Origin of the sequence: Nocardia sp. NPDC023852 (genome assembly GCF_040639505.1) — a bacterium.
Lineage (GTDB): Bacteria > Actinomycetota > Actinomycetes > Mycobacteriales > Mycobacteriaceae > Nocardia.
Window position 1 is genome coordinate 142686 of the sequence record NZ_JBFAAB010000016.1, and the last position, 18498, is coordinate 161183.

Annotated in this window: 15 protein-coding genes; 9 read left to right on the forward strand and 6 right to left on the reverse strand. The window is 68.3% G+C overall.

What is annotated here, in order from left to right:
• Positions 1–118 precede the first annotated feature (118 nt).
• Genes AB0H00_RS21530 through AB0H00_RS21540 form a run of 3 tightly spaced genes read left to right on the forward strand, consistent with a single transcriptional unit; the run spans position 119 to position 2510 of the window.
• Positions 119–886, forward strand: coding sequence for an alpha/beta hydrolase (locus tag AB0H00_RS21530; protein WP_357268801.1), 768 nt, complete (start codon positions 119–121; stop codon positions 884–886).
• A 37-nt stretch (positions 887–923) separates the two neighbouring features.
• The gene (locus AB0H00_RS21535) at positions 924–1442 is read left to right on the forward strand and encodes a hypothetical protein (protein WP_357268694.1); all 519 of its coding nucleotides are present in this window, start codon (positions 924–926) and stop codon (positions 1440–1442) included.
• Positions 1443–1487: 45 nt separating this feature from the next.
• Positions 1488–2510, forward strand: a complete 1023-nt coding sequence (locus AB0H00_RS21540) for a hypothetical protein (protein ID WP_357268697.1) — start codon at positions 1488–1490, stop codon at positions 2508–2510.
• Positions 2511–2635: 125 nt separating this feature from the next.
• Here the strand turns inward: AB0H00_RS21540 and AB0H00_RS21545 are convergent, their stop codons facing one another.
• Together AB0H00_RS21545 and AB0H00_RS21550 are read right to left on the reverse strand one after the other, a co-directional pair.
• A complete protein-coding gene (locus AB0H00_RS21545; RefSeq protein WP_357268700.1) occupies positions 2636–4657 on the reverse strand; it encodes a hypothetical protein in 2022 nt (673 codons plus the stop codon).
• A 16-nt stretch (positions 4658–4673) separates the two neighbouring features.
• On the reverse strand, positions 4674–5180 hold the full coding sequence (locus AB0H00_RS21550) for a DUF3558 domain-containing protein (protein WP_357268703.1): 507 nt from the start codon (positions 5178–5180) through the stop codon (positions 4674–4676).
• Between the two features lie 586 nt (positions 5181–5766).
• Here AB0H00_RS21550 and ppc point away from each other — a divergent pair.
• Both ppc and AB0H00_RS21560 read left to right on the forward strand, forming a co-directional pair.
• A complete protein-coding gene (ppc, locus tag AB0H00_RS21555; protein WP_357268706.1) occupies positions 5767–8538 on the forward strand; it encodes a phosphoenolpyruvate carboxylase in 2772 nt (923 codons plus the stop codon).
• A gap of 258 nt (positions 8539–8796) precedes the next feature.
• Positions 8797–10035 carry an amino acid deaminase gene (locus tag AB0H00_RS21560; RefSeq protein ID WP_357268804.1) on the forward strand — a complete coding sequence of 413 codons (1239 nt, stop codon included), beginning with the start codon at positions 8797–8799 and terminating at the stop codon, positions 10033–10035.
• Between the two features lie 97 nt (positions 10036–10132).
• Here AB0H00_RS21560 and AB0H00_RS21565 read toward each other — a convergent pair whose 3' ends face one another.
• The gene (locus AB0H00_RS21565; protein WP_357268807.1) at positions 10133–10687 is read right to left on the reverse strand and encodes a TetR family transcriptional regulator; all 555 of its coding nucleotides are present in this window, start codon (positions 10685–10687) and stop codon (positions 10133–10135) included.
• A 613-nt stretch (positions 10688–11300) separates the two neighbouring features.
• On the opposite strand from AB0H00_RS21565, the gene AB0H00_RS21570 reads away from it, so the two are divergent.
• Positions 11301–12497 carry a Cmx/CmrA family chloramphenicol efflux MFS transporter gene (locus AB0H00_RS21570; RefSeq protein WP_357268709.1) on the forward strand — a complete coding sequence of 399 codons (1197 nt, stop codon included), beginning with the start codon at positions 11301–11303 and terminating at the stop codon, positions 12495–12497.
• Positions 12498–12630: 133 nt separating this feature from the next.
• On the opposite strand, the gene AB0H00_RS21575 is transcribed toward AB0H00_RS21570, so the two are convergent.
• Positions 12631–13599, reverse strand: coding sequence for a YafY family protein (locus AB0H00_RS21575; RefSeq protein WP_357268712.1), 969 nt, complete (start codon positions 13597–13599; stop codon positions 12631–12633).
• Positions 13600–13662: 63 nt separating this feature from the next.
• On the opposite strand from AB0H00_RS21575, the gene AB0H00_RS21580 reads away from it, so the two are divergent.
• Positions 13663–14880, forward strand: a complete 1218-nt coding sequence (locus AB0H00_RS21580) for an epoxide hydrolase (RefSeq protein WP_357268715.1) — start codon at positions 13663–13665, stop codon at positions 14878–14880.
• Positions 14881–14932: 52 nt separating this feature from the next.
• On the opposite strand, the gene AB0H00_RS21585 is transcribed toward AB0H00_RS21580, so the two are convergent.
• Positions 14933–15904, reverse strand: a complete 972-nt coding sequence (locus AB0H00_RS21585) for a WYL domain-containing protein (protein WP_357268718.1) — start codon at positions 15902–15904, stop codon at positions 14933–14935.
• Between the two features lie 62 nt (positions 15905–15966).
• On the opposite strand from AB0H00_RS21585, the gene AB0H00_RS21590 reads away from it, so the two are divergent.
• A complete protein-coding gene (locus tag AB0H00_RS21590) occupies positions 15967–16458 on the forward strand; it encodes a pyridoxamine 5'-phosphate oxidase family protein (protein ID WP_357268721.1) in 492 nt (163 codons plus the stop codon).
• Between the two features lie 169 nt (positions 16459–16627).
• Here AB0H00_RS21590 and AB0H00_RS21595 read toward each other — a convergent pair whose 3' ends face one another.
• Positions 16628–17410, reverse strand: a complete 783-nt coding sequence (locus tag AB0H00_RS21595) for an isocitrate lyase/phosphoenolpyruvate mutase family protein (protein WP_357268724.1) — start codon at positions 17408–17410, stop codon at positions 16628–16630.
• A gap of 91 nt (positions 17411–17501) precedes the next feature.
• Between AB0H00_RS21595 and AB0H00_RS21600 the strand changes: the two genes are divergently transcribed.
• On the forward strand, positions 17502–18209 hold the full coding sequence (locus AB0H00_RS21600) for a helix-turn-helix transcriptional regulator (RefSeq protein ID WP_357268727.1): 708 nt from the start codon (positions 17502–17504) through the stop codon (positions 18207–18209).
• The last annotated feature ends 289 nt before the right edge of the window (positions 18210–18498 follow it).

An 18498-nucleotide genomic window follows, 5' to 3' on the forward strand; every position in this document is an offset into this window, starting at 1 on the left:
TCCCGCGCACCGCGGGCCCGTTGTCGGCGTCGATCCGTACTGGCACCGGCATCGCCGCTTCCCGGCGCGGCATGACCTGCCTGCCGCATCGGCGCCGACAGGGAGTAAGAACGTGGGCATGCGACATCCGGCCAGTCCGATCCTCAACGCGCTGACCTACTTGCCGGCGCGGACGGTGCTGCATACCCCGGCGGTGCTCGGGATGGACTACACCGAGCTCTCCCCGCGCACGGCGGACGGTGAGATCCTGCATGCCTGGTGGATGCCCGCGCGAAATTCGATCGGGCATATTCTGTTCGCGCACGGCAACGCGGGCAACATCGGTGACCGGGTGCCGATCTTCGCGCTGCTCACCGAGGCCGGATTCGACGTGCTGGCCTTCGATTACCGCGGCTACGGACGCAGCACCGGCAGGCCCACCGAGCACGGCACTTACCTCGATGCCCGCGCCGCGCGCAAGGCCATGCTGGCACAACCGGGTGTCGATCCGGATCGGGTGGTGTACCTGGGGAAGTCACTCGGCGGCGGCGTCATGCTCGAACTGGCGCAGGAGCATCCACCGGCCGGATTGATGCTGATGTCCACGTTCACCGGCATCCGTGACGCGGCCCGCTCGGTGTACCCATTCCTGCCTGCACCGCTCGTGCCGAACGCCTATCCGAGCGAGCGCCGCATCCGCGCGCTGCGCGCCCCGGTGCTGATCATGCACGGAGACCAGGACGAACTGCTGCCGCTGCGGCACGCCGAACGGCTCTACGCCGCGGCGCGAGAGCCGAAACGGCTCGTCGTGTTTCCCGGCGCGGGTCACAACGACCTGATCCTCGTCGGTGGCTCGGCGTGGTACGGCCTCGTGCGCGACTGGGCGGGCGCGCTCGTCCGGCTGTGAACCGTTCGCCGTGGTCGCGGCTGCGTAGCCTGGCGGTATGAGTGACAACAGCGAGATCGCGGGGCGGCTGGCGGCGCTGTCCGACGCGGAATTGGCCGGTGTGCTGCTGGTCGCGACGGCGGAACGCTCCGGGTTCGCGGCGGTGCACGCGGCGCTGCTCGGCCTCGTCGAGGCAGGTGATCCGGGGGCTGTCGCCGATGTGAGTCCTGACACTTCGGGCGCGGCCGCATACGGTCCTGCGGCGGTGCCGGACGTATCCGGGCAGGTCGGAGACGTTACGGGGGTACCCGTGGTACCGGCACCGCCGCCCGGTAATTCGACGCACGTCCCGGGTGGCGGGTATTCGTCGGCTGGCGTTCCTACTTTTGAGTCAGTTCGCGATAAGGTCGAGCAGCGCTTCGGCACTGCCCAGGGGATGGGCGAACTCGACCGGGAGACCCCGGCCGGCCGCGGCGTCGACGAACAATGGGAGGCACGCGAGCAGGCCGCGCGTGCGCGCCTGGATCGGATACGGAAATCGTTGCACGACAACGAGTTCGAGACGCGTGAGCCGTAATCCGGGCCGGGTGCACCGGACTACGACTGTGATGGGTGGAACTCGATGACCGAGCCGCGTGAGATCGCCGAACGGCTGCTGGACGCCCAGGTGGAATTCCTCCTCGCCGAGGTGACCGGCGACCGCTTCGCCGAGGTGGTCGCACGCGACACCGAATCCGTCCTTCAGGTCGCCGACACCCTGGTCTTCCGTGACATCGTCGAGGTCGAGCAGGCCAAGCAGACCGTTCGCACCGTCATCGATCTGATCGGCGGCAGCCCGGTGTTCGCCGACATGGTCGGCGTGTTCGCCGACTCCGTCTACGACCACATCGCCGCCAACCACGACTACACGCTCGGCCAGGTGGTCGAGCGCGAGCCGGTAGAGGCGCTGCTGGAGAAAATCTTCGGCATGCACCAAGCCCAGGAACGCATCCTGGACCGGCTCACCGAGAGCCCGCTCGTGGCCACCGTCGCCTCGAAGTTCGTCGACAAGCTGATCAACGACTTCATGCAGGTCAACCGAGAGCGTGCTGAGAAGATCCCGGGCGTCTCCTCGCTCATGTCGTTCGGCCAGTCCGCTGCCAACCGCGCGAAGAAGGTGGCCGACAGCACGTTCGTGGGCGACCTGGCGGGCAAGGGGGCGCTGTTCGCACTGAAACGCACCAACAACGCCATCCGTGAGATGCTGCGCGACGCTCCGGTGCACGACGCCGCGATGGAGTTCTGGGACCTGCACGCCGACGAACCGGTCAGCGGTCTGCGCGAATACCTGAGTCAGAAGGACCTCAACGAGCTGGTCGTGCTCTGCTACGAGATCGCCGTCACCACCCGTGAGAAGGAGTATTTCGGCTTGCTCGTCGACGAGTGTGTCGAGGTGTTCTTCACGAAGTACGGCGACTACACCGTGGCCGCCATGCTGCCGGAACTCGGACTCACCGGCGACGACATCGCCAACGAGATTCTGCGCTACGGGCCCGCGGTTCTCGAGGGCGCGAAGAAGAACGGCGTCCTGGCCGGGCTGATCCGCGAGCGTCTGGCGCCGTTCTACACTTCCGACGCGGTGCTCGGCATCCTCGCCGGGAAGTAGCGGCGGGGACGGTCTCGGGCAGAATCGTCGCGTGATGTCGGAGCGGTTGCCGAGGCAGGTCGGTTTGTCGCGTCGACGGCGAAACTTCTGTGCGGGTCAGGGTGGGGCCGGCTCAGGTTCACGGTTCACCGACGTTTGACACCAGCCACCTGGTCCGGGTCCAACGCGATCAGCCGTGGGTCATCGATGTCATCGACGAGGTCCGAGATCGCGGCAAATTCCGCCGTCGTCAACGACGCTCCTCGCAGACTGTCCAGTAGCAGCGATACGAACGAGGCAGGCGTGTCGATGATTTCGCGAAGTTCGGCCAACGCCATGTCGCCGAGACGGTCGGCCACCTCGTTGAGGATACGGTCGGCGGCGGTTCGATGGGATTGTGGCGCGGCCGGGTTCCCGTACCGCACCTCGAACCGCGCGTAGTACTCCGCGGCGCTCAGTACGGACCCGCGCCGGTCGTAGCCGTAGGACATTCCGATCAGGTCCGGCACACCGGGCCAGGAGGAATCATCCCAGAACAGTGGAGTGCCGAGGTGCGGCTCGAGCAGCGCCGCGAATCCTTCGTTGGTGACATCGTCATCGTGACAGGGAGCGATTTCGATGAACAGTCGGGCACCGGCCGCGACCTTGTGGTGCCCGTCCAACAGGTAACTCATCCGGGTATGGGGATACTCGGGACCGGCCGGGCCCGGCGCGACGAGTACCGCTACCGGTTCCGCGCCGGACTGGATCTTGGTGCGGTACCACTCGATTCGGTCGAGATCCGGCGGGGGCCAGGTGTCGGTGGGAAGGAAATCGCCGCTGGCGCCGAATTGGAGATCACCGGTTCCAGGCGGCCACGGCCAGGTATGCAGATGTTCGTTGGTGAATATCCCCAATCTCGGATGTAGCCAGTGCTCTCCGATCCTGATTTCGTACTGCCCAGGCTCGAACAGCGTGAACAACGGCCGGATTCGGTCCAGGAGCTCCCGAGTCACGAACGGCTTGCCGGAGTAATCACGTTCGATCACTGGATCGGCAAGCCAGTCGGTCAGGTCATCGAACCCGGACGGACGGTGTTCGGGCGCCAGCCGAGCCACCAGCCGCAGGTAGGTGCCGCGCGCGACCAATGCCTCGGCGAACGCGGGTTTTCCGCGAAACCACAGCACGCTCGCCTCTGGGTTCGCCCGTGAGCCGAGAACGCGGATCACGCCCGCACCCTCGGATATGTCGACGAGTTCACCGGGCCAGGTCAGCTCGGGCTCGCAGACCGAGGCGTACAGGGGGCGCGCCCGCCGAGCGGTGCGTGGTTGATCCCGCAGCGCGGCATCGAGATCAGCCGGGCCGAACTCCAGTGGATCGTCGGTGTGGCATTCGGACCAGTCACCCGCGGCGCAACCGCATGGCAGTTCGTGCCCGTCCGGCTTGGGCACCAGCTCATCGGGCGAGTGATGCCGCAGCCCCTCGGTCTGCTCGATGAACCGCGAAGCGATTGCCACGGACGTTCGATACTCGTCCGAATCCGCGGTATACCGTCGCCGTGGTCGCCCGTTCGGATGCCAACACCAGCGCTCACTCCGAGGAATGCAGTCGAGCAGCCGCACCGTCGGATCCAGACCCAGCGCCTGGTAGGCGGCGAGGATGTAGTGGCCGTCCAGGACAAACGCCAGTTCGTCGCTGTGCCCCGGCCGGGAAGCATCCAACGCCAAGACCACCGGGCGCTCGCCTGACCGGATCGCCGCCATGCTGTTCTCGAAAGCCGGATCGTTCACCGTCTTGTCTGAACTGGGATCGGCACCGCGGTGTGCGGCGATCAACGTCAACGCGCCTGCCTGGACCAGGATGGGACGTTCAGTGTCCGGATGTTCGACCCGCACCGATAGCTCGACGGACGGAGGAAACTGCCACCAGCTCGGTGTGGTCAACGCGGCGATCCTGTGCTCCGCCGCAGGGCTTTTCGCGAGTTCGAAGGGAAGACCGACGCACTCGACCAATTCGCGTGGCCGAGCCGGGCCGCCCGAGGCGCGTGCGACAACGACCCCATCCGCACTGGGCCAGCACAACCAGGACCATTGCCGGTCGTATCGCACCGCGCACCCGATCCCCGCCGACACGATCGCCACCGCGGCATTGCCATCGCACACGAGGGTCGGCTTGTCCGTCCACGCCATCGGCCGGGATCGTCGCCTACTTCGGCAGTGCCGGGACGATGGCCTCGCCGACGCTCTGCAAGCGATCGCATGGGTCGCCGCTGGTCTTGTTGACCAACGTCAGCTGCAGCAGCCCCTGCCCGGCGGGGAACAGCACGTCGCACATCTGATCCTTGGCCGCGCCGTCCACCCGGAACTGGCGTCCGCTGCGTCCGGCGATCGTGACGTCCTGGAAGTCGACGTTGCCCGGCCTCCGCTCGAACTCGGCCACGGTCCCGCCGGTGGAGAACACGCCGAGGGTGTAGTCGGCGCCCCTCCACCCGCAGATCTCCCAGCCGGGCTGCTTGACGCCGCCGACGCCGACCTGCTTGGTCGCCGGATCGAGCCCGGCGGCGCTCAGCGCGTCGTCGGGTATCCCGGTGCATGGATCGAACAGCCGCGTGGGCGCGTCACTCGTTGCCGCGGCCTGCGTCGTGGTCGTGGCCGGTGTCGTCTCGGTCGACTCGCCGCAGGCGGCGAGTCCGAGCACAAGTGCTGCCGCCAAGGGGACCAATGTGATTCGGTGCGCCATCCCGCCCTCTTGCCCTCCGATGTATCCGGGCCGGACTGTATCAGACCTCGTAGCGGGCCTGATAGTGGGCGAAGACCGAGAAGCGCACAATGGCTGTCGGCGACAGCCATTGTCCGGAGACAGAGCGGGATCCGCGGTCAGCAGGTGTCGGTCGCGCGGTTTCCCAGCTCGCGGGCTGACCGCGGAGACGCGTCTGCACTGAAATCCCGTGAGACGCCGCAGATCTGCGGTTACCTCGGCGAGAGTGGGGACCTGCACAGATCCAGGCTCTTGGTCGGCGATGGATCGTGTTCGCGCGCGGTGGTTCGGTGATCACCCGAGAGGCCCGATCGCCCGATCGCCCGATCGCCCGGTCGTCGGCGGAACGTGGTCGCCCAGCATCTGGGCGGGTCGGTGCCAACGCGGTCCGTCGGATCGTCTGTCCGCCTCCGGCGCCGACCCGATCGCATACACCGCAGTGCCCCTGGCCTGCATGTTCGCTGGCGCAGTGTGCTCAGCGTCGCCGCGGTGTGTGCCGCGTCGCATACCGTCGCCGGCCGAAGGACAATACTGTCGGAACATGGGCGAATCGACGATCGAGACGCAACAGGACGCCACCCGGCCGCTGCGCGACGACATCCGGTTTCTCGGTGGCGTGCTCGGTGACACCATCCGCGATCACGAGGGCCCTGAGGTCTTCGACCTGATCGAGCGGGTGCGTATCGAGGCGTTCCGGGTGCGTCGCGAGGAAGTCGGACGCAGCGCCGTCGCGGAGATGCTCGACGGTGTCGACATCGCGGTGGCCCTACCGCTCATTCGCGCGTTCAGCTATTTCGTGCTGCTGGCCAACTTGGCGGAGGACATCCAGCGCGATCGCCGCCGCGCCGCGCACGAGGCGGCCGGGGAGCCACCGCAGGATTCGTCGCTGGCGGCGACTTACCGCAAACTGGACGCGGCCGCGCTGGACGGCGACCGGGTCGCCGATCTGCTGGCCGATGCGCTGGTGTCGCCGGTGATCACCGCGCACCCGACCGAGACCCGCCGTCGCACGGTCTTCGACGTGCAGACCCGGATCACCGAGCTGATGCGTCTTCGCCAGCGCTATAGCGAGACCGAACGGGAGCGCGCCGATTTCGAACAGCAGATCCGCCGCCAGGTGCTGAGCCTGTGGCACACCGCGCTGATCAGGTTGGCGCGCTTGCGGATCCAGGACGAGATCTCGGTGGGCCTGCGCTACTACGACATCACCCTGTTCGACGTGATTCCGGCGATCAACGCCGAAGTGCGCGCCGCCTTGCGCTCGCGCTGGCCGGGAGTCGAGCTGCTGCGGCGCCCGATCCTGCGTCCCGGCTCATGGATCGGCGGCGACCGCGACGGAAACCCTTATGTGAACGCCGATGTCGTGCGTCAGGCGGCGTACCGGGCCGCGGCTGTCGCCTTCGGGCGCTATCTGCACGAGCTGGTCGAGCTGGAGAAATCGCTGTCGCTCTCGGCCCGTCTCGTCGCGGTGACGCCCGAGGTGGCCGCCCTCGCCGCGACCGGTTACCGCGATCCGGCCACGCACGCCGACGAACCGTATCGCCGTGCACTGCACCATATTCGCGGCCGTGTGACCGCCACCGCCGAGGCCGCGCTCGGGGAGATTCCGCCGGGTGGCCTCGACGTCGGGGCGCGGCCCTACTCGACGCCGCAAGCGGTCCTCGACGATCTCGACGCGGTGGACGCGTCGCTGCGCGGTAGCGGCGACGACCTGCTCGCCGACGACCGTCTCGCGCGGCTGCGCCACGCGGTGGAGACGTTCGGCTTCCACCTGCAGGGTCTGGACATGCGACAGAATTCCGAAGTGCACGAGCAGGTGGTCACCGAGCTGCTGGCCTGGGCGGGCGTGCACCCGGACTACGCGAGCTTGTCCGAGGCACAGCGGGTGCAGCTGCTCGCTGCCGAGCTGCGCACCCGCCGCCCGCTGCTCGGCCCGCATGCGCGGCTGAGCGAGCTCGCCGTCAAGGAACTCGACATCGTCCGCGCCGCACGGGATGTCGTGGCGGTCCTCGGCGCCGAGGCGGTGCCCAGCTACGTGATCAGCATGTGCACCTCGGTCAGCGACCTGCTCGAGGCCGCGCTGTTGCTGAAGGAGGGCGGGCTGCTCGATCCCGGCGAGCCGGACGGGCAGCCGAGCTGCGCGGTGGGCATCGTGCCGCTGTTCGAGACCATCGAGGACCTGGGCGCCGGTGCCGCGACCCTGGCCGCGGCACTGGACGTGCCGGTCTATCGCGAGCTGGTGACGGCACAGGGGATGCGCCAAGAGGTGATGCTCGGCTACTCCGACTCCAACAAGGACGGTGGATATCTGGCCGCCAACTGGGCGCTGTATCGGGCGGAGCTGGATCTGGTGGAGGTCGCCCGCAAGACCGGAATCCGGTTGCGGCTTTTCCACGGTCGCGGTGGCACCGTCGGCCGGGGCGGCGGCCGCAGTTTCGACGCCATTCTCGCCCAGCCCGCAGGCGCGGTGCGCGGCTCGCTGCGGCTCACCGAACAGGGCGAGGTGATCGCGGCGAAGTATGCGGAACCGGGTGCGGCGCACCGTAACCTCGAGTCGCTGATCGCGGGCACCTTGGAGTCGACGTTGCTCGACGTGGAGGGCCTCGGCCCGGACGCGGAGCCGTCCTACGGCATCATGGACGACCTGGCCGAGCGCGCCCGCGCGGCGTATGCCCACCTGGTGCACGACACCCCGGGATTCGTCGAGTACTTCCGCCAGTCCACGCCGGTCGCCGAGGTCGGCGACCTGAACATCGGCAGCAGGCCCGCCTCGCGCAAGCCGACGAACTCGGTCGCCGACCTGCGCGCCATACCGTGGGTGATGTCCTGGAGTCAGGCGCGGGTGATGCTGCCCGGCTGGTACGGCACCGGGACGGCGCTGGAGCAGTGGATCGGCGGCGATCCGGAGCGCCTGGCGACCCTGGCCGATCTCTACCGTCGCTGGCCGTTTTTCCGTACGGTGCTGTCCAACCTGGCCCAGGTGATGGCCAAGAGCGACCTCGATATCGCCGCCCGCTACGCCGAACTGGTCGACGAGGTGGCGTTGCGGGAGCAGATCTTCGGCATGATCCGCGACGAGCACGCCCGCACCATCCGCATGCACGCCGCGATCACCGGCAACGACCACCTGCTCGCCGACAATCCCTCGCTCGCCGAGTCCATCCACAACCGCTTCCCCTACCTGGAACCGCTCAACCAGATGCAGGTGGAACTGTTGCGCCGCCTCCGGGCCGGTGACGACTCGGAACTTGTGCGGCGCGGAATCCTGCTGACCATGAACGGCCTGGCCACCGCCCTGCGCAACTCCGGCTGAACGGGATACGTTCGGCACGGAAGTCCCCGCACCGAGCACGCCGGCGATCAGAGGTGACGATGGCGACGGCGTCGATCTCGACGAGTATCTCAGGGCTGCAGAACAATTGGACCAAACACTATATGCAACAAGCGTTGCGCGTACGGCAAGAGCTATCGGGTATGTGCACCGGGCTGGCCGGGAAGGAATGCCGTGTCGATCGACCAAGCAGTCGTAGCAGCACTGGGGGACCGCACGATCGGGCCCGAGCACAAGGGCATGCCGCCCGCGTCCTGGGGGCACACCGTGCGCGAATTCCTGGCGACCGCCCCCACCCTCGACCAGCTGGAGACCCCGATCCTGACCGTCGACCGGGCGGCCGTCTCGGCGAACGTCGCGGTAATGGCCGACTGGGTGAGCGCGGCGGGCGTGCGGTTGGCGCCGCACGGCAAGACCACGATGGCCCCACAGTTGTGGGCCGAACAGTTGGCCGCCGGGTCGTGGGGGATCACCCTGGCCACCATCTGGCAGACGCAGGTCGCGCGATCCTTCGGCGTCGCGCGGGTGCTGCTGGCCAACGCGTTGGTCGATCCGGTCGGATTGCACTGGGTGGCGGCGGAATCGGCGAACGATCCGTCGTTCGAGTTCGTCTGCTGGGCAGACAGCGTCGAAACGGTCGCGCTGATGCAGGAGCATCTGAACACGGCTCCAGGTGCGGAGCGGGTCCGTGTGCTGGTGGAACTCGGTGGACCGCACGGCCGTACCGGCGCGCGCACCGTCGACCAGGCACTCGCCGTGGCGGAGGCGATCGGTGCGGCGTCGCGACTGTCCCTGGCAGGGGTGGGCGGTTATGAGGGCGCGCTCGCGCACGACCGCACGCCGAATGGCATCCACGCGGTGCGCGACTACCTGGACGAACTCGCGCGACTGCACCGCGAGATCGACGCCGCCGGGCTGTACCACGGCCCAGCGATCGTCACTGCGGGGGGCAGCGCCTACCCCGACTTGGTCGTCGAACGCCTGGCCCTGCTCGCCGACGAGCAGGCCGCACAGGGTGTCTCGACCACGGTCGTCCTGCGGTCCGGGGCCTATCTCATCCACGACGACGGCTTTTACGAGGGCATTTCACCCTTGGCGGCGCCGCGCAGCGAGAAGCCGCTGCGTTCGGCGATGCACGGCTGGGCGCGCACGCTCTCGCGCCCGGAGCCCGGGCTCGCCCTGCTGGACGCGGGGAAGCGCGATCTGCCCTTCGATGAAGGGCTTCCGGTCCCGCAGCGGATTGCGGGACCGGAAGGCACTCCACTGAACCCGGGCGCCACCGTGTCGGCGCTCAACGACCAGCACACCTTCCTGCGCCTGCCGGGTGGCGACGCGACGGAACTGCCGATCGGTACGGTCGTGCGCCTCGGCCTGTCCCATCCGTGCACCGCCTTCGACAAATGGCGGCTCATTCCCGTGATCGACGACGCCGACGCACCGACGCCGCGCGTCGTCGACCTCCTGCACACCTTCTTCTGATGAGCCGAAACCCATCACCGACTTGCTCTTCGGTGCTGTCGACATCATCGACGGCACCGGCGAGCGCTCGCGGTGGCCGCGATCCTGTTCGCGCTCTTCAGTTGAGCGCGCCGCCGACCAGTGCGCGTACCAACCGGTTCAACGCGCCGTGCGGGTCGAACTCCGGCACGGGGCTGATCACCTGGTGCAGGATCGCGCCATCGAGGTAGTCGACGAGGATCTTCGCCACCGCCCGCTCGGCGCCGACGTTCGCCAGCAGCGTCGCCGCCCATTCGGTCAGCCGAGGGTGCCCGCGTCGCACGGTTTCCCGCAGCGCGGGCATCGTCTGCGCTTCCAGGAGAAGGGCGTATCTGGCCAGTGTCCTGGTGCGATCGGCCGCTACCGCGTGGACGACAAAGCCTGTCATGGCGTCGATGAGTTCGGTGATCGTGCGCGGCGCTGGTATCCGGTTCAGCGCCTCCCAGTCCGCGTAGTCGCGTTCCTCGAGCCGCTCGGCGATGCCGATCAGCAGCGCCTCGCGGGTGCGGAAGTAATTGGAAGCCGACCCGCTCGGCATGGCGGCGGCCTTGTCGACGGCGCGGTGGGTGAGCGCGCGCGTGCCTTGCGACCCCAGTAGGTCGATTGCCGCGTCCAAGAGGAGTTCGCGCTTCATGGGCACCTGTTGATACTACATCGGTAGTGATGTGCGTAACGGCGATGTTGCTCGACACCGCATCCGTAGTGCTGTGCGGGTCATGACGGCTCGTCCCTGTCGAGCAGGCCGGTGGCGGCTGAAGGCGACGACTCGACCCGCTATGACCGTGAACGCAGGCCGCGCACCCAGATGATCGCGACCCGGTCGCGACGCATCGGCGTGGTGGCGCAGCTTTCGTTCGCGCCCGCCGTCGCGATCGCACCGCCTCGGCCGTGTACCTTCTAGCTCGGTTCCACTGAAATCGCTTGCGCCGGTGTGGGATTGGATCTGTGACCAGCTGTTGCGGGTCATGCTGTCGTAGTTACTGCGTTGGCTGGACGTGAGTGGGTTGTTATGGTGTGGGCGTGAATTCTCCGGAGTCGTCCAGACGGTAGCCGTCCAGCCTGTGTGCTGGACGGCGTTGTGAGTGCGAGGCCTGTCGGTCGTTGAGCGACTGATGACAGGTGGGTATTTCGCAACGCCGGGCGATGGTGGTTTCTTGCCGTCGGGTGATGGTTCGCCCGATTCTGCGACGATCTCGGGTGCCATGTCATATGCGTGGTACCCCTCGTATCCGGGGAGTTGTCTTTCTATGCCCGTTGTGGTGTTCGTGCTGGCTGTCGCGGTCTTCGCGCAGGGCACGTCTGAGTTCATGGTGTCGGGGTTGCTGCGGCAGATCGCTGCCGACGTCGGGGTCTCGCCGGGGACCGCGGGGTTGCTGACGTCACTGTTCGCGGCCGGCATGGTGCTCGGGGCGCCGGTGATGGCGATGGCGGCAGTCCGGTCGCCGGTCAGGTATTCCGTAGCAGCGTTTTTGGCGTTGTTCTGTGTCGCTCATGTCGTCGGTGCTGTGGCCACGGATTTCGCGGCGCTGCTGGCGACCCGGGTCGTCGCGGCGGTCGCCAACGCTGGATTCTTGGCGACAGTGTTGGCTGCTCTGCCGCGGCTGGTCGGCCCGGCCGTGGTCGGACGCGCCACCTCTGTGGTTGTGTCCGGGGTGACGGTTGCCTGCATTGCCGGTGTGCCTGCCGGGACATTGCTCGGACAGGTCTGGGGATGGCGTTCGGCGTTCTGGGCCGTTGCCATCGTCAGCGCAGCGGCGCTGGTGCCGGTGTGGGCGATGGTTCCTCGTGACGACGCGCGCGACCGTGACCGCCTGGACACGCAGGGGCCGTCGATGTGGCGAGAGTGGGCCGTGGTGGTCAGACGGCCGGTCCGTGCTGCCGTCATCGTCGGTGTGCTGGTCAACGCGGCGACATTCGCCGGGTTCACCTATCTGGGCACGATCACCGGCGGTATTCCCGAGGCGAGTGGTGGTGGGGTTCCGGTCGTGCTCGCATTGTTCGGCGTCGGTTCGTTCGTCGGTGTGACTCTCAGCGGCCGCTACATCGACCGCTACCGCAGGCAGATCGTCACTGTCGGAACGGTGGTGCTCGTCGGCGTCTGGCTGCTTGCCGCTCTGACCGCACACACACTCACCGGCGTGTCGATCATGGCGGCGGTCGCGGGCGCGGTCGCGTTCGGTGTCGGGTCGACCCTGATCGCAACGATTATGCAGACCGCTGCGCCAACCGCCTCGCGTATCTCGGGGGCACTGGCGACCACGGCTTTCAATATCGGCGCCGTCCTCGGCCCCGCCGCTGCCGGTGTGGTCGTCGACCACACTGATCACCCCACGACGGCGCTGTGGTGCAGCAGCGCCTTCATGCTTGCCGCGGTGGCTGTCGTGCTGGTCGGTCGTCGGCGCACCGCGACCCCGGTCGAGGAGGTGCGTGTCGATGCACACTGACGCTCAGCTTTCCGTGGAACGTCGGCGACGGCCGTCCGACCGGTGGAGAGTTCGATGGCACACTGTTCAGGACTCGCGCTGGCGTCGGTGGAGTGGTCCGGGGCGGGCTCGGCGGAGGTCGGGCGCCGCGGAACTATGGTGCGGGGAAGTCGCGCACCGCGCGGTCGCAGCGGACGGCCTGGGCGCGGATCGCGCCGACCAGTTCCGGTGGACCGGTCAGCACGGTGAAATCGATGTCGACCGAGGTGATCATCCAGACCAGCCCCTCGGGCGACTCGCCGCCGACGTGTAGTCGGCAGCTGCGGTCGTCGACGGCCTCCACGACACCCATGCCGGGCCATACGCTGTCTGCGGCGTCCTCGGCGGAGCTGTGCAGCAGTACCGTCGCCTGATAGGGCCACGAGCGGGCGGACAATCGCATCGAAAGATACGCGACCACACCACCTTCGGGTGGCTCGCGCGGCGAGAATCGAGGTCCGGTGGGAATTCGTGGCGTGATCCGGTCGGCGCGGAAGGTACGCCAGTCGGCGCGGTCCACATCCCAGGCGACCAGGTACCAGTGCCTGCTGAAATGCACCAGGGTGTGCGGCTCGACCGAGCGGACGCTCGACACTCCGCTGTGCGCGCGGTAGTCGAACCGCAGGCGTTCGTGTCGATCACACGCCTCGGCGATGGCCATCAGCGTGTCCGGCGGTACGGTCGCGCCGGGGGCGGCGACGCGCAGGGTGGCGCCGCGTAGCGTGCGAACCCGGTGACGCAACCGTGGCGGAAGCACCTGTTCCAATTTCGTCAGGGCCCGCAGCGATGCCTCCTCGATGCCGGTCACGGTGCCGCCGGAGGCGCTGCGCAGGCCGACCACCACCGCGACCGCCTCGTCGTCGTCGAGCAGCAGCGGCGGCAGTGCGGCGCCCGCGCCGAGCCGATAGCCCGCGGCGCCGCGGGTGGCGTGCACCGGGTAGCCGAGTTCGCGCAGCCGGTCGATATCGCGACGCACCGTGCGTCCGGTGACGCCGAGCCGTTCGGCCAGTTCGGCCCCGGTCCAGTCGCGATTGGCCTGTAGCAGGGCCAGGAGTTTGAGCAATCGCGCCGAGGATTCCAGCATGACGTCCAGAATGCCAGGAAGTTAGGAACGAAACTGTCCTAAGCGCTTCCTAGCGTGGTCGCCATGAGCACCGAACACGACATCCGCCCCTTCCGCATCGACATCCCGCAGGACCGGATCGACGATCTGCACCACCGGCTCGCGAACACGCTGTGGCCGGACGACCTGCCCGGCGTCGGCTGGGACAAAGGCATGCGCGTGTCGTATCTGCGGCCGCTCGCCGAATATTGGCACACCGAATTCGATTGGCGCGCGACGGAATCCCGGCTGAACGAGCTGCCGCAGTTCGTCACCGAGATCGACGGGCAGCAGATGCATTTCCTGCATGTCCGTTCGCCGGAGCCGGGCGCGCTGCCGCTGCTGCTCAATCACGGCTGGCCGGCCTCGTTCGTCGAGTTCCTGGACGTGATCGGGCCGCTGAGCGATCCGCGCGCGCACGGCGCCGACCCGGCCGACGCCTTCCATCTCGTGATCCCTTCGCTGCCTGGGTTCGCGTTCTCGGAGGTGGCAACCGCGGTCGGGGCAGGCGCGACCGAGCAGTTCGCGGAGGTGGTCGCAAAACTCATGGCGCGACTCGGTTACGAACGCTACGGCGTGCATGGTGGCGACGCGGGTTTCTTCGTCGCTAGCCGGCTGGGCCACATCGCGGGCGAGCACCTCGCCGGGATCCACCTGAACGGACCGATCACCATGCCGGGATGGGACAGCGGCGACGCCGAATCCTGGGGTGACGCGGACGAATCCACGACCGCGGGCGATCCGTCCTGGGGCGGTGGCGAATCCGACTACAGCACCGAGGATCAAGCGAAGCTGGCCGCGCTGACCGGGCCGGAGAGCTATTCCCGCTACGACTACGCGATGGTGCAATCCACGCGACCGCAGACGCTGGCGATCGGCGTGCACGACTCGCCCGCGGGGCTGCTGTCCTGGATCATCGACCTGTTCCGGCAGTACACGAATCCGGCGATCGAACTGCCTGAAGACGCGGTGGGCCGGGACGCGCTACTGACCAATATCAGCCTCTACTGGTTCACCGGGACCTTCGCCTCCTCGCTTCGGCTCTACAGCGAGTCCGCGGCGTGGGGCGCGCCGCTGCAGAAGTCCGGCGTGCCGACCGCGGCGGCGATCTTCCCCGGCAGCATGTCCATCCGCAAGCTGGCCGAGAACGAGCACAACATCGTGCGGTGGACCGAATTCGACCGCGGCGGGCATTTCGCGGCGATGGAAGCGCCGGATCTGCTGACCGTGGACGTGCGGGAATTCTTCCGGTCGCTGCGCTGACCGCTCGGGTGTTTGCGCCGCCGCCCCGGGTGCTCGCCAGGGCGGCGTCGGTCTATGCGCGCGCGTAGCGCGCGTGCATGGCGGCGGCCGTGGCCGCGAGCCGGGCGCGCAGTTCGGCCGGTTCGAGGACCTCGAGGAATTCACCGAGCGGCAGAATGCCGTGCGCGAGCACCTCGTAGGACTCCGAGGGCACGACCACCTCCACCCACCCTTCGGCATCGGGCGGGCCCGCCGAAGCCATCGCCTCCGCGACCGCGACCGGATCGTTCATCAGCCGCAGTAGCCGCAGGTGCGTGGCCGCGATCCGGCAGCGCGCGCGGACGCGCAGCATCGAGTGTGCGAAATCGTCGGCCGCGTCGGACCAGTGCGCCCGCAGATCGAAGTCCGCGGGACGGACGAAGGTCTCGACGGTCGGTTCGGCGGCGAGAATCCGGCCCACCCGGTAGGAGCGGACCGCCGATCCGCCGCGTGCGACGAGATACCAGGTGCCCGCCTTCAACACCAGGCCGAGCGGGTCCAGGTAGCGTTCGACAACCTCGTCCTTGCGGCCGTAGCGGACGTGCAGCCTGCGGTCGTGCCAGAGCGCGTCGGCGACCGTGGCGAGCGTCGGCGTCTCGTCGGGACGGTGGAACCAGCCCGGTGCGTCGACGTGCACGCGCTCGGCGATGCGCGTCGCGCGCCCACGCAGTTCGGGTGGCAATGCGGCGAGCACCTTCAGTTGCGCGGTGGCCAGTACGGTGCCGAGTCCGAGATCAGCTGCGGCACTCGGTAATCCGGCCAGCAGCACCGCGTCGGCCTCCTCCGTGGTGAGTCCGGTCAGCCGGGTCCGGTAGCCGTCCACCAGTTGCACGCCGCCCCCGCGCCCCGGCTCGCTGTACACCGGCACGCCCGCCGCCGAGAGCGCATCGACGTCGCGGTAGACGGTGCGCACCGACACTTCCAGTTCCTTGGCCAGTTCCGGCGCGGTGGTGCGGCCCCGCGTTTGCAGCAACAGCAGCAGCTGCACCAGTCGACTCGCCCGCATGCCGCGAGACTAGCCGGAAAACATGACAGGCGATGTCAAGAATGCGTCGTACTGTCCTCGCCATGACCCCTTGGAGCGCATTCGTCGAAGAAGCCCCCCGCGTCGCCGAAATCTTCACCCGCAGGCACCGAGCCACGGGCAATCTCTGCATGCTCGGCACCCTCCGTTCCGACGGTTTCCCGCGAATCAGTCCGATCGAGCCGAGGGTCTTCGAGGGGATGCTCGTGATCGCCGGTATGCCGGGGACTACCAAGTTCCGTGATCTGGCCCGTGATCCGCGTTTCTGCCTGCACACCGCCACCGTCGACCCGAATGTGTCCGACGGTGACGCCAAGCTCTTCGGCACTGTCGTCCACCTTCCGGACAAGGAAGTGCACGCCCGTTTCGCCCAGAAACTCTTCGACGACAGCGGATTCGACATCCGGGGCCAGGAGTTCGACCACTTCTACGTCGCCGATCTCACCGGCGCCTCTACGGTGGAAGTCGTCGACGACCACCTCGACATCACCATCTGGAAGCCCGGCGAGGGTGAGCGCGTGGTGCGCAAGCACTGAGGCACGGTGGCGATTCCGGCGGCCACCGCAGCATGTGCCACCGGGGTATCGGCGCGTCCGGGCGGGGATGGCGTCATCGGTCCGGTGCCCGCTCTTTCACCAGATTCAACGCCGTTTCGGGCCCATCGCACGTCCACACCGTGTTGTCGCTGGCCGTCCGGCCGACGTCTCACGAGTGGGGTTGGGTGATCGCGCGAATCTCCCGGTAGCTCGGAATCCGGGTGGTGACTGGCGTACTGTCGCGCACGGCGCGCGCGACGTCGACAGCTGCCGCCAGGGCAGCGCGGTACAGCAGCGAGCCGGTACTGATCCGGCGAACACCGAGCTCGGCGAGCGTCGCGATCGACGGCCCAGTCGCCGAGTAGAGAATGTTGACGGGCACGGGTATCGCCGCGACGATCCGGCCGATTTCGTCCGGATCGGTCAGGCCGGGGACGAAGACGCCGTCGGCGCCGGCGGCGGTGTACCGCTCGGCGCGGGCGAGGGTGGCACCGTGCTCGAGGTTCAACCAGTAGGTGTCGACGCGGGCGTTGACGAACAGCTCCGGCGTACGTGCCTTGATCGCGGAGATCAGCTCGGCCTGATGCTCTGGTCCGGCCAGCGCGGTGTCCGCCCGGCCGTCCTCCAGGTTCACTCCGGCGATACCGAATTCGGCCAGCCGTCCGACGTATTCGGCGACGGTGGCCGGACAATCGCTGAACCCACCCTCGATGTCGACGGTCACCGGCACCGGCAGCCTGGCGAGCCGTCGCGCCAACGCGAGGGTTTCCTCGCCGGTGACCCCGGTGCCGTCGGCGAGCCCCGCCGCCGCGGCGACTCCGAGGCTGGTGGTGCCGATCGCCGGAAAGCCTTCGGCCGCGAGCAGTGCCGCCGACCCGAAGTCCCAGGCATTGGGCAGGACCAGCGGCTCGGCGCGGTGGTGCAGCGCACGGAAGGTCTGGGTTCTGGTCATCGACATTACTGGGCATACCCGGTCCATCCCGCGACGCTATCTCGCGGTTGTTTCGGCGCCCGCCGAAACAACCGCGAACAATCATGGTGTGGTGCCGACCAGAGGAGCCCAGCTGGCGGGCCTGGCCATGTTGCTCGCCGACCCGACCCGCGCCGACATGTGCCTCGCCCTGATAGACGGCCGAGCCTGGACCGCGGGCGAACTCGCGCGCCACGCCGGCGTCGCGCCGTCCACCGCCACCGAGCACCTCGACCGCCTGCTCGACGGCGGCCTTCTGATCGAGCGTCGCCAGGGCCGTCACCGCTACGTTCAGCTGGCCGGCCCGCACGTGGCGGAACTCTTGGAAACCATGGTCGCCCACCTCGGCCCGCCCGGCGCCGCGGTGAGCGGACTGCGCACCGCCACCGTCGCGGCCGCGCTCGCCCGGGGCCGCACCTGCTACGACCACCTCGCAGGTCGTCTCGGCGTCGTCGTCACCGGGGCCATGATCGCGCGCGGCCTGCTCGACGACGACGGCGGTTTCGTGCTCACCGCATCGGGGCTCGCCTGGCTCACCGGGCCGATAGGCGTCGATTCCGCGGCGCTGCACGCCACTCGGCGTCCGGTCGTTCGCCCTTGCCTGGACTGGACCGAGCGCCGCACCCACCTGGGCGGCTCGGCGGGCGCGCAGCTCTGCCGCCGGTTGCGGGACTTGGCCTGGATCACGCGAGTCGGCACCGGACGTGCCGTGCGCGTCACCCCGGAAGGAGAAGCCGGGCTGGCGGACGCCCTCGGCATCGACCCGGCGGCGCTGCGCTGAGGCGCGGGGTGCTGCTCCGGGTTCACAGACCGCCGCGGTGGCGATTCGTCCGCGTCACGGCAGGGGTCTGCCGCGGCGCGGTATTCGGCGCGACGGTAAGCCGGTATCCGGTGCACCTCCCGCGGCGGGTACTGCACCGCGGGAGGTGCTCGGGTGCATGCTCCTCGCGTCGTCCGGTGCTCCGTGGCGGACTGTTTGGGTAACTTCGGGCCGGGTATCACGGGCGCGTGGCCGACCAGGACGGACCCCGGTCTGTGAATGAGATTGCATAGTCATGCATAATCATCAC

Bases quoted from the DNA above. Each gene is read 5' to 3' on its own strand.
- AB0H00_RS21590 (WP_357268721.1), top strand. From the start codon at position 15,967: ATGACCCCTTGGAGCGCATTCGTCGAAGAAGCCCCCCGCGTCGCCGAA.
- AB0H00_RS21535 (WP_357268694.1), top strand. From the start codon at position 924: ATGAGTGACAACAGCGAGATCGCGGGGCGGCTGGCGGCGCTGTCCGAC.
- AB0H00_RS21565 (WP_357268807.1), bottom strand. From the start codon at position 10,687: ATGAAGCGCGAACTCCTCTTGGACGCGGCAATCGACCTACTGGGGTCG.
- AB0H00_RS21540 (WP_357268697.1), top strand. From the start codon at position 1,488: ATGACCGAGCCGCGTGAGATCGCCGAACGGCTGCTGGACGCCCAGGTG.
- AB0H00_RS21580 (WP_357268715.1), top strand. From the start codon at position 13,663: ATGAGCACCGAACACGACATCCGCCCCTTCCGCATCGACATCCCGCAG.
- AB0H00_RS21530 (WP_357268801.1), top strand. From the start codon at position 119: ATGCGACATCCGGCCAGTCCGATCCTCAACGCGCTGACCTACTTGCCG.
- AB0H00_RS21595 (WP_357268724.1), bottom strand. From the start codon at position 17,410: ATGACCAGAACCCAGACCTTCCGTGCGCTGCACCACCGCGCCGAGCCG.
- AB0H00_RS21570 (WP_357268709.1), top strand. From the start codon at position 11,301: ATGCCCGTTGTGGTGTTCGTGCTGGCTGTCGCGGTCTTCGCGCAGGGC.
- AB0H00_RS21545 (WP_357268700.1), bottom strand. From the start codon at position 4,657: ATGGCGTGGACGGACAAGCCGACCCTCGTGTGCGATGGCAATGCCGCG.
- AB0H00_RS21585 (WP_357268718.1), bottom strand. From the start codon at position 15,904: ATGCGGGCGAGTCGACTGGTGCAGCTGCTGCTGTTGCTGCAAACGCGG.
- ppc (WP_357268706.1), top strand. From the start codon at position 5,767: ATGGGCGAATCGACGATCGAGACGCAACAGGACGCCACCCGGCCGCTG.
- AB0H00_RS21575 (WP_357268712.1), bottom strand. From the start codon at position 13,599: ATGCTGGAATCCTCGGCGCGATTGCTCAAACTCCTGGCCCTGCTACAG.
- AB0H00_RS21560 (WP_357268804.1), top strand. From the start codon at position 8,797: ATGCCGCCCGCGTCCTGGGGGCACACCGTGCGCGAATTCCTGGCGACC.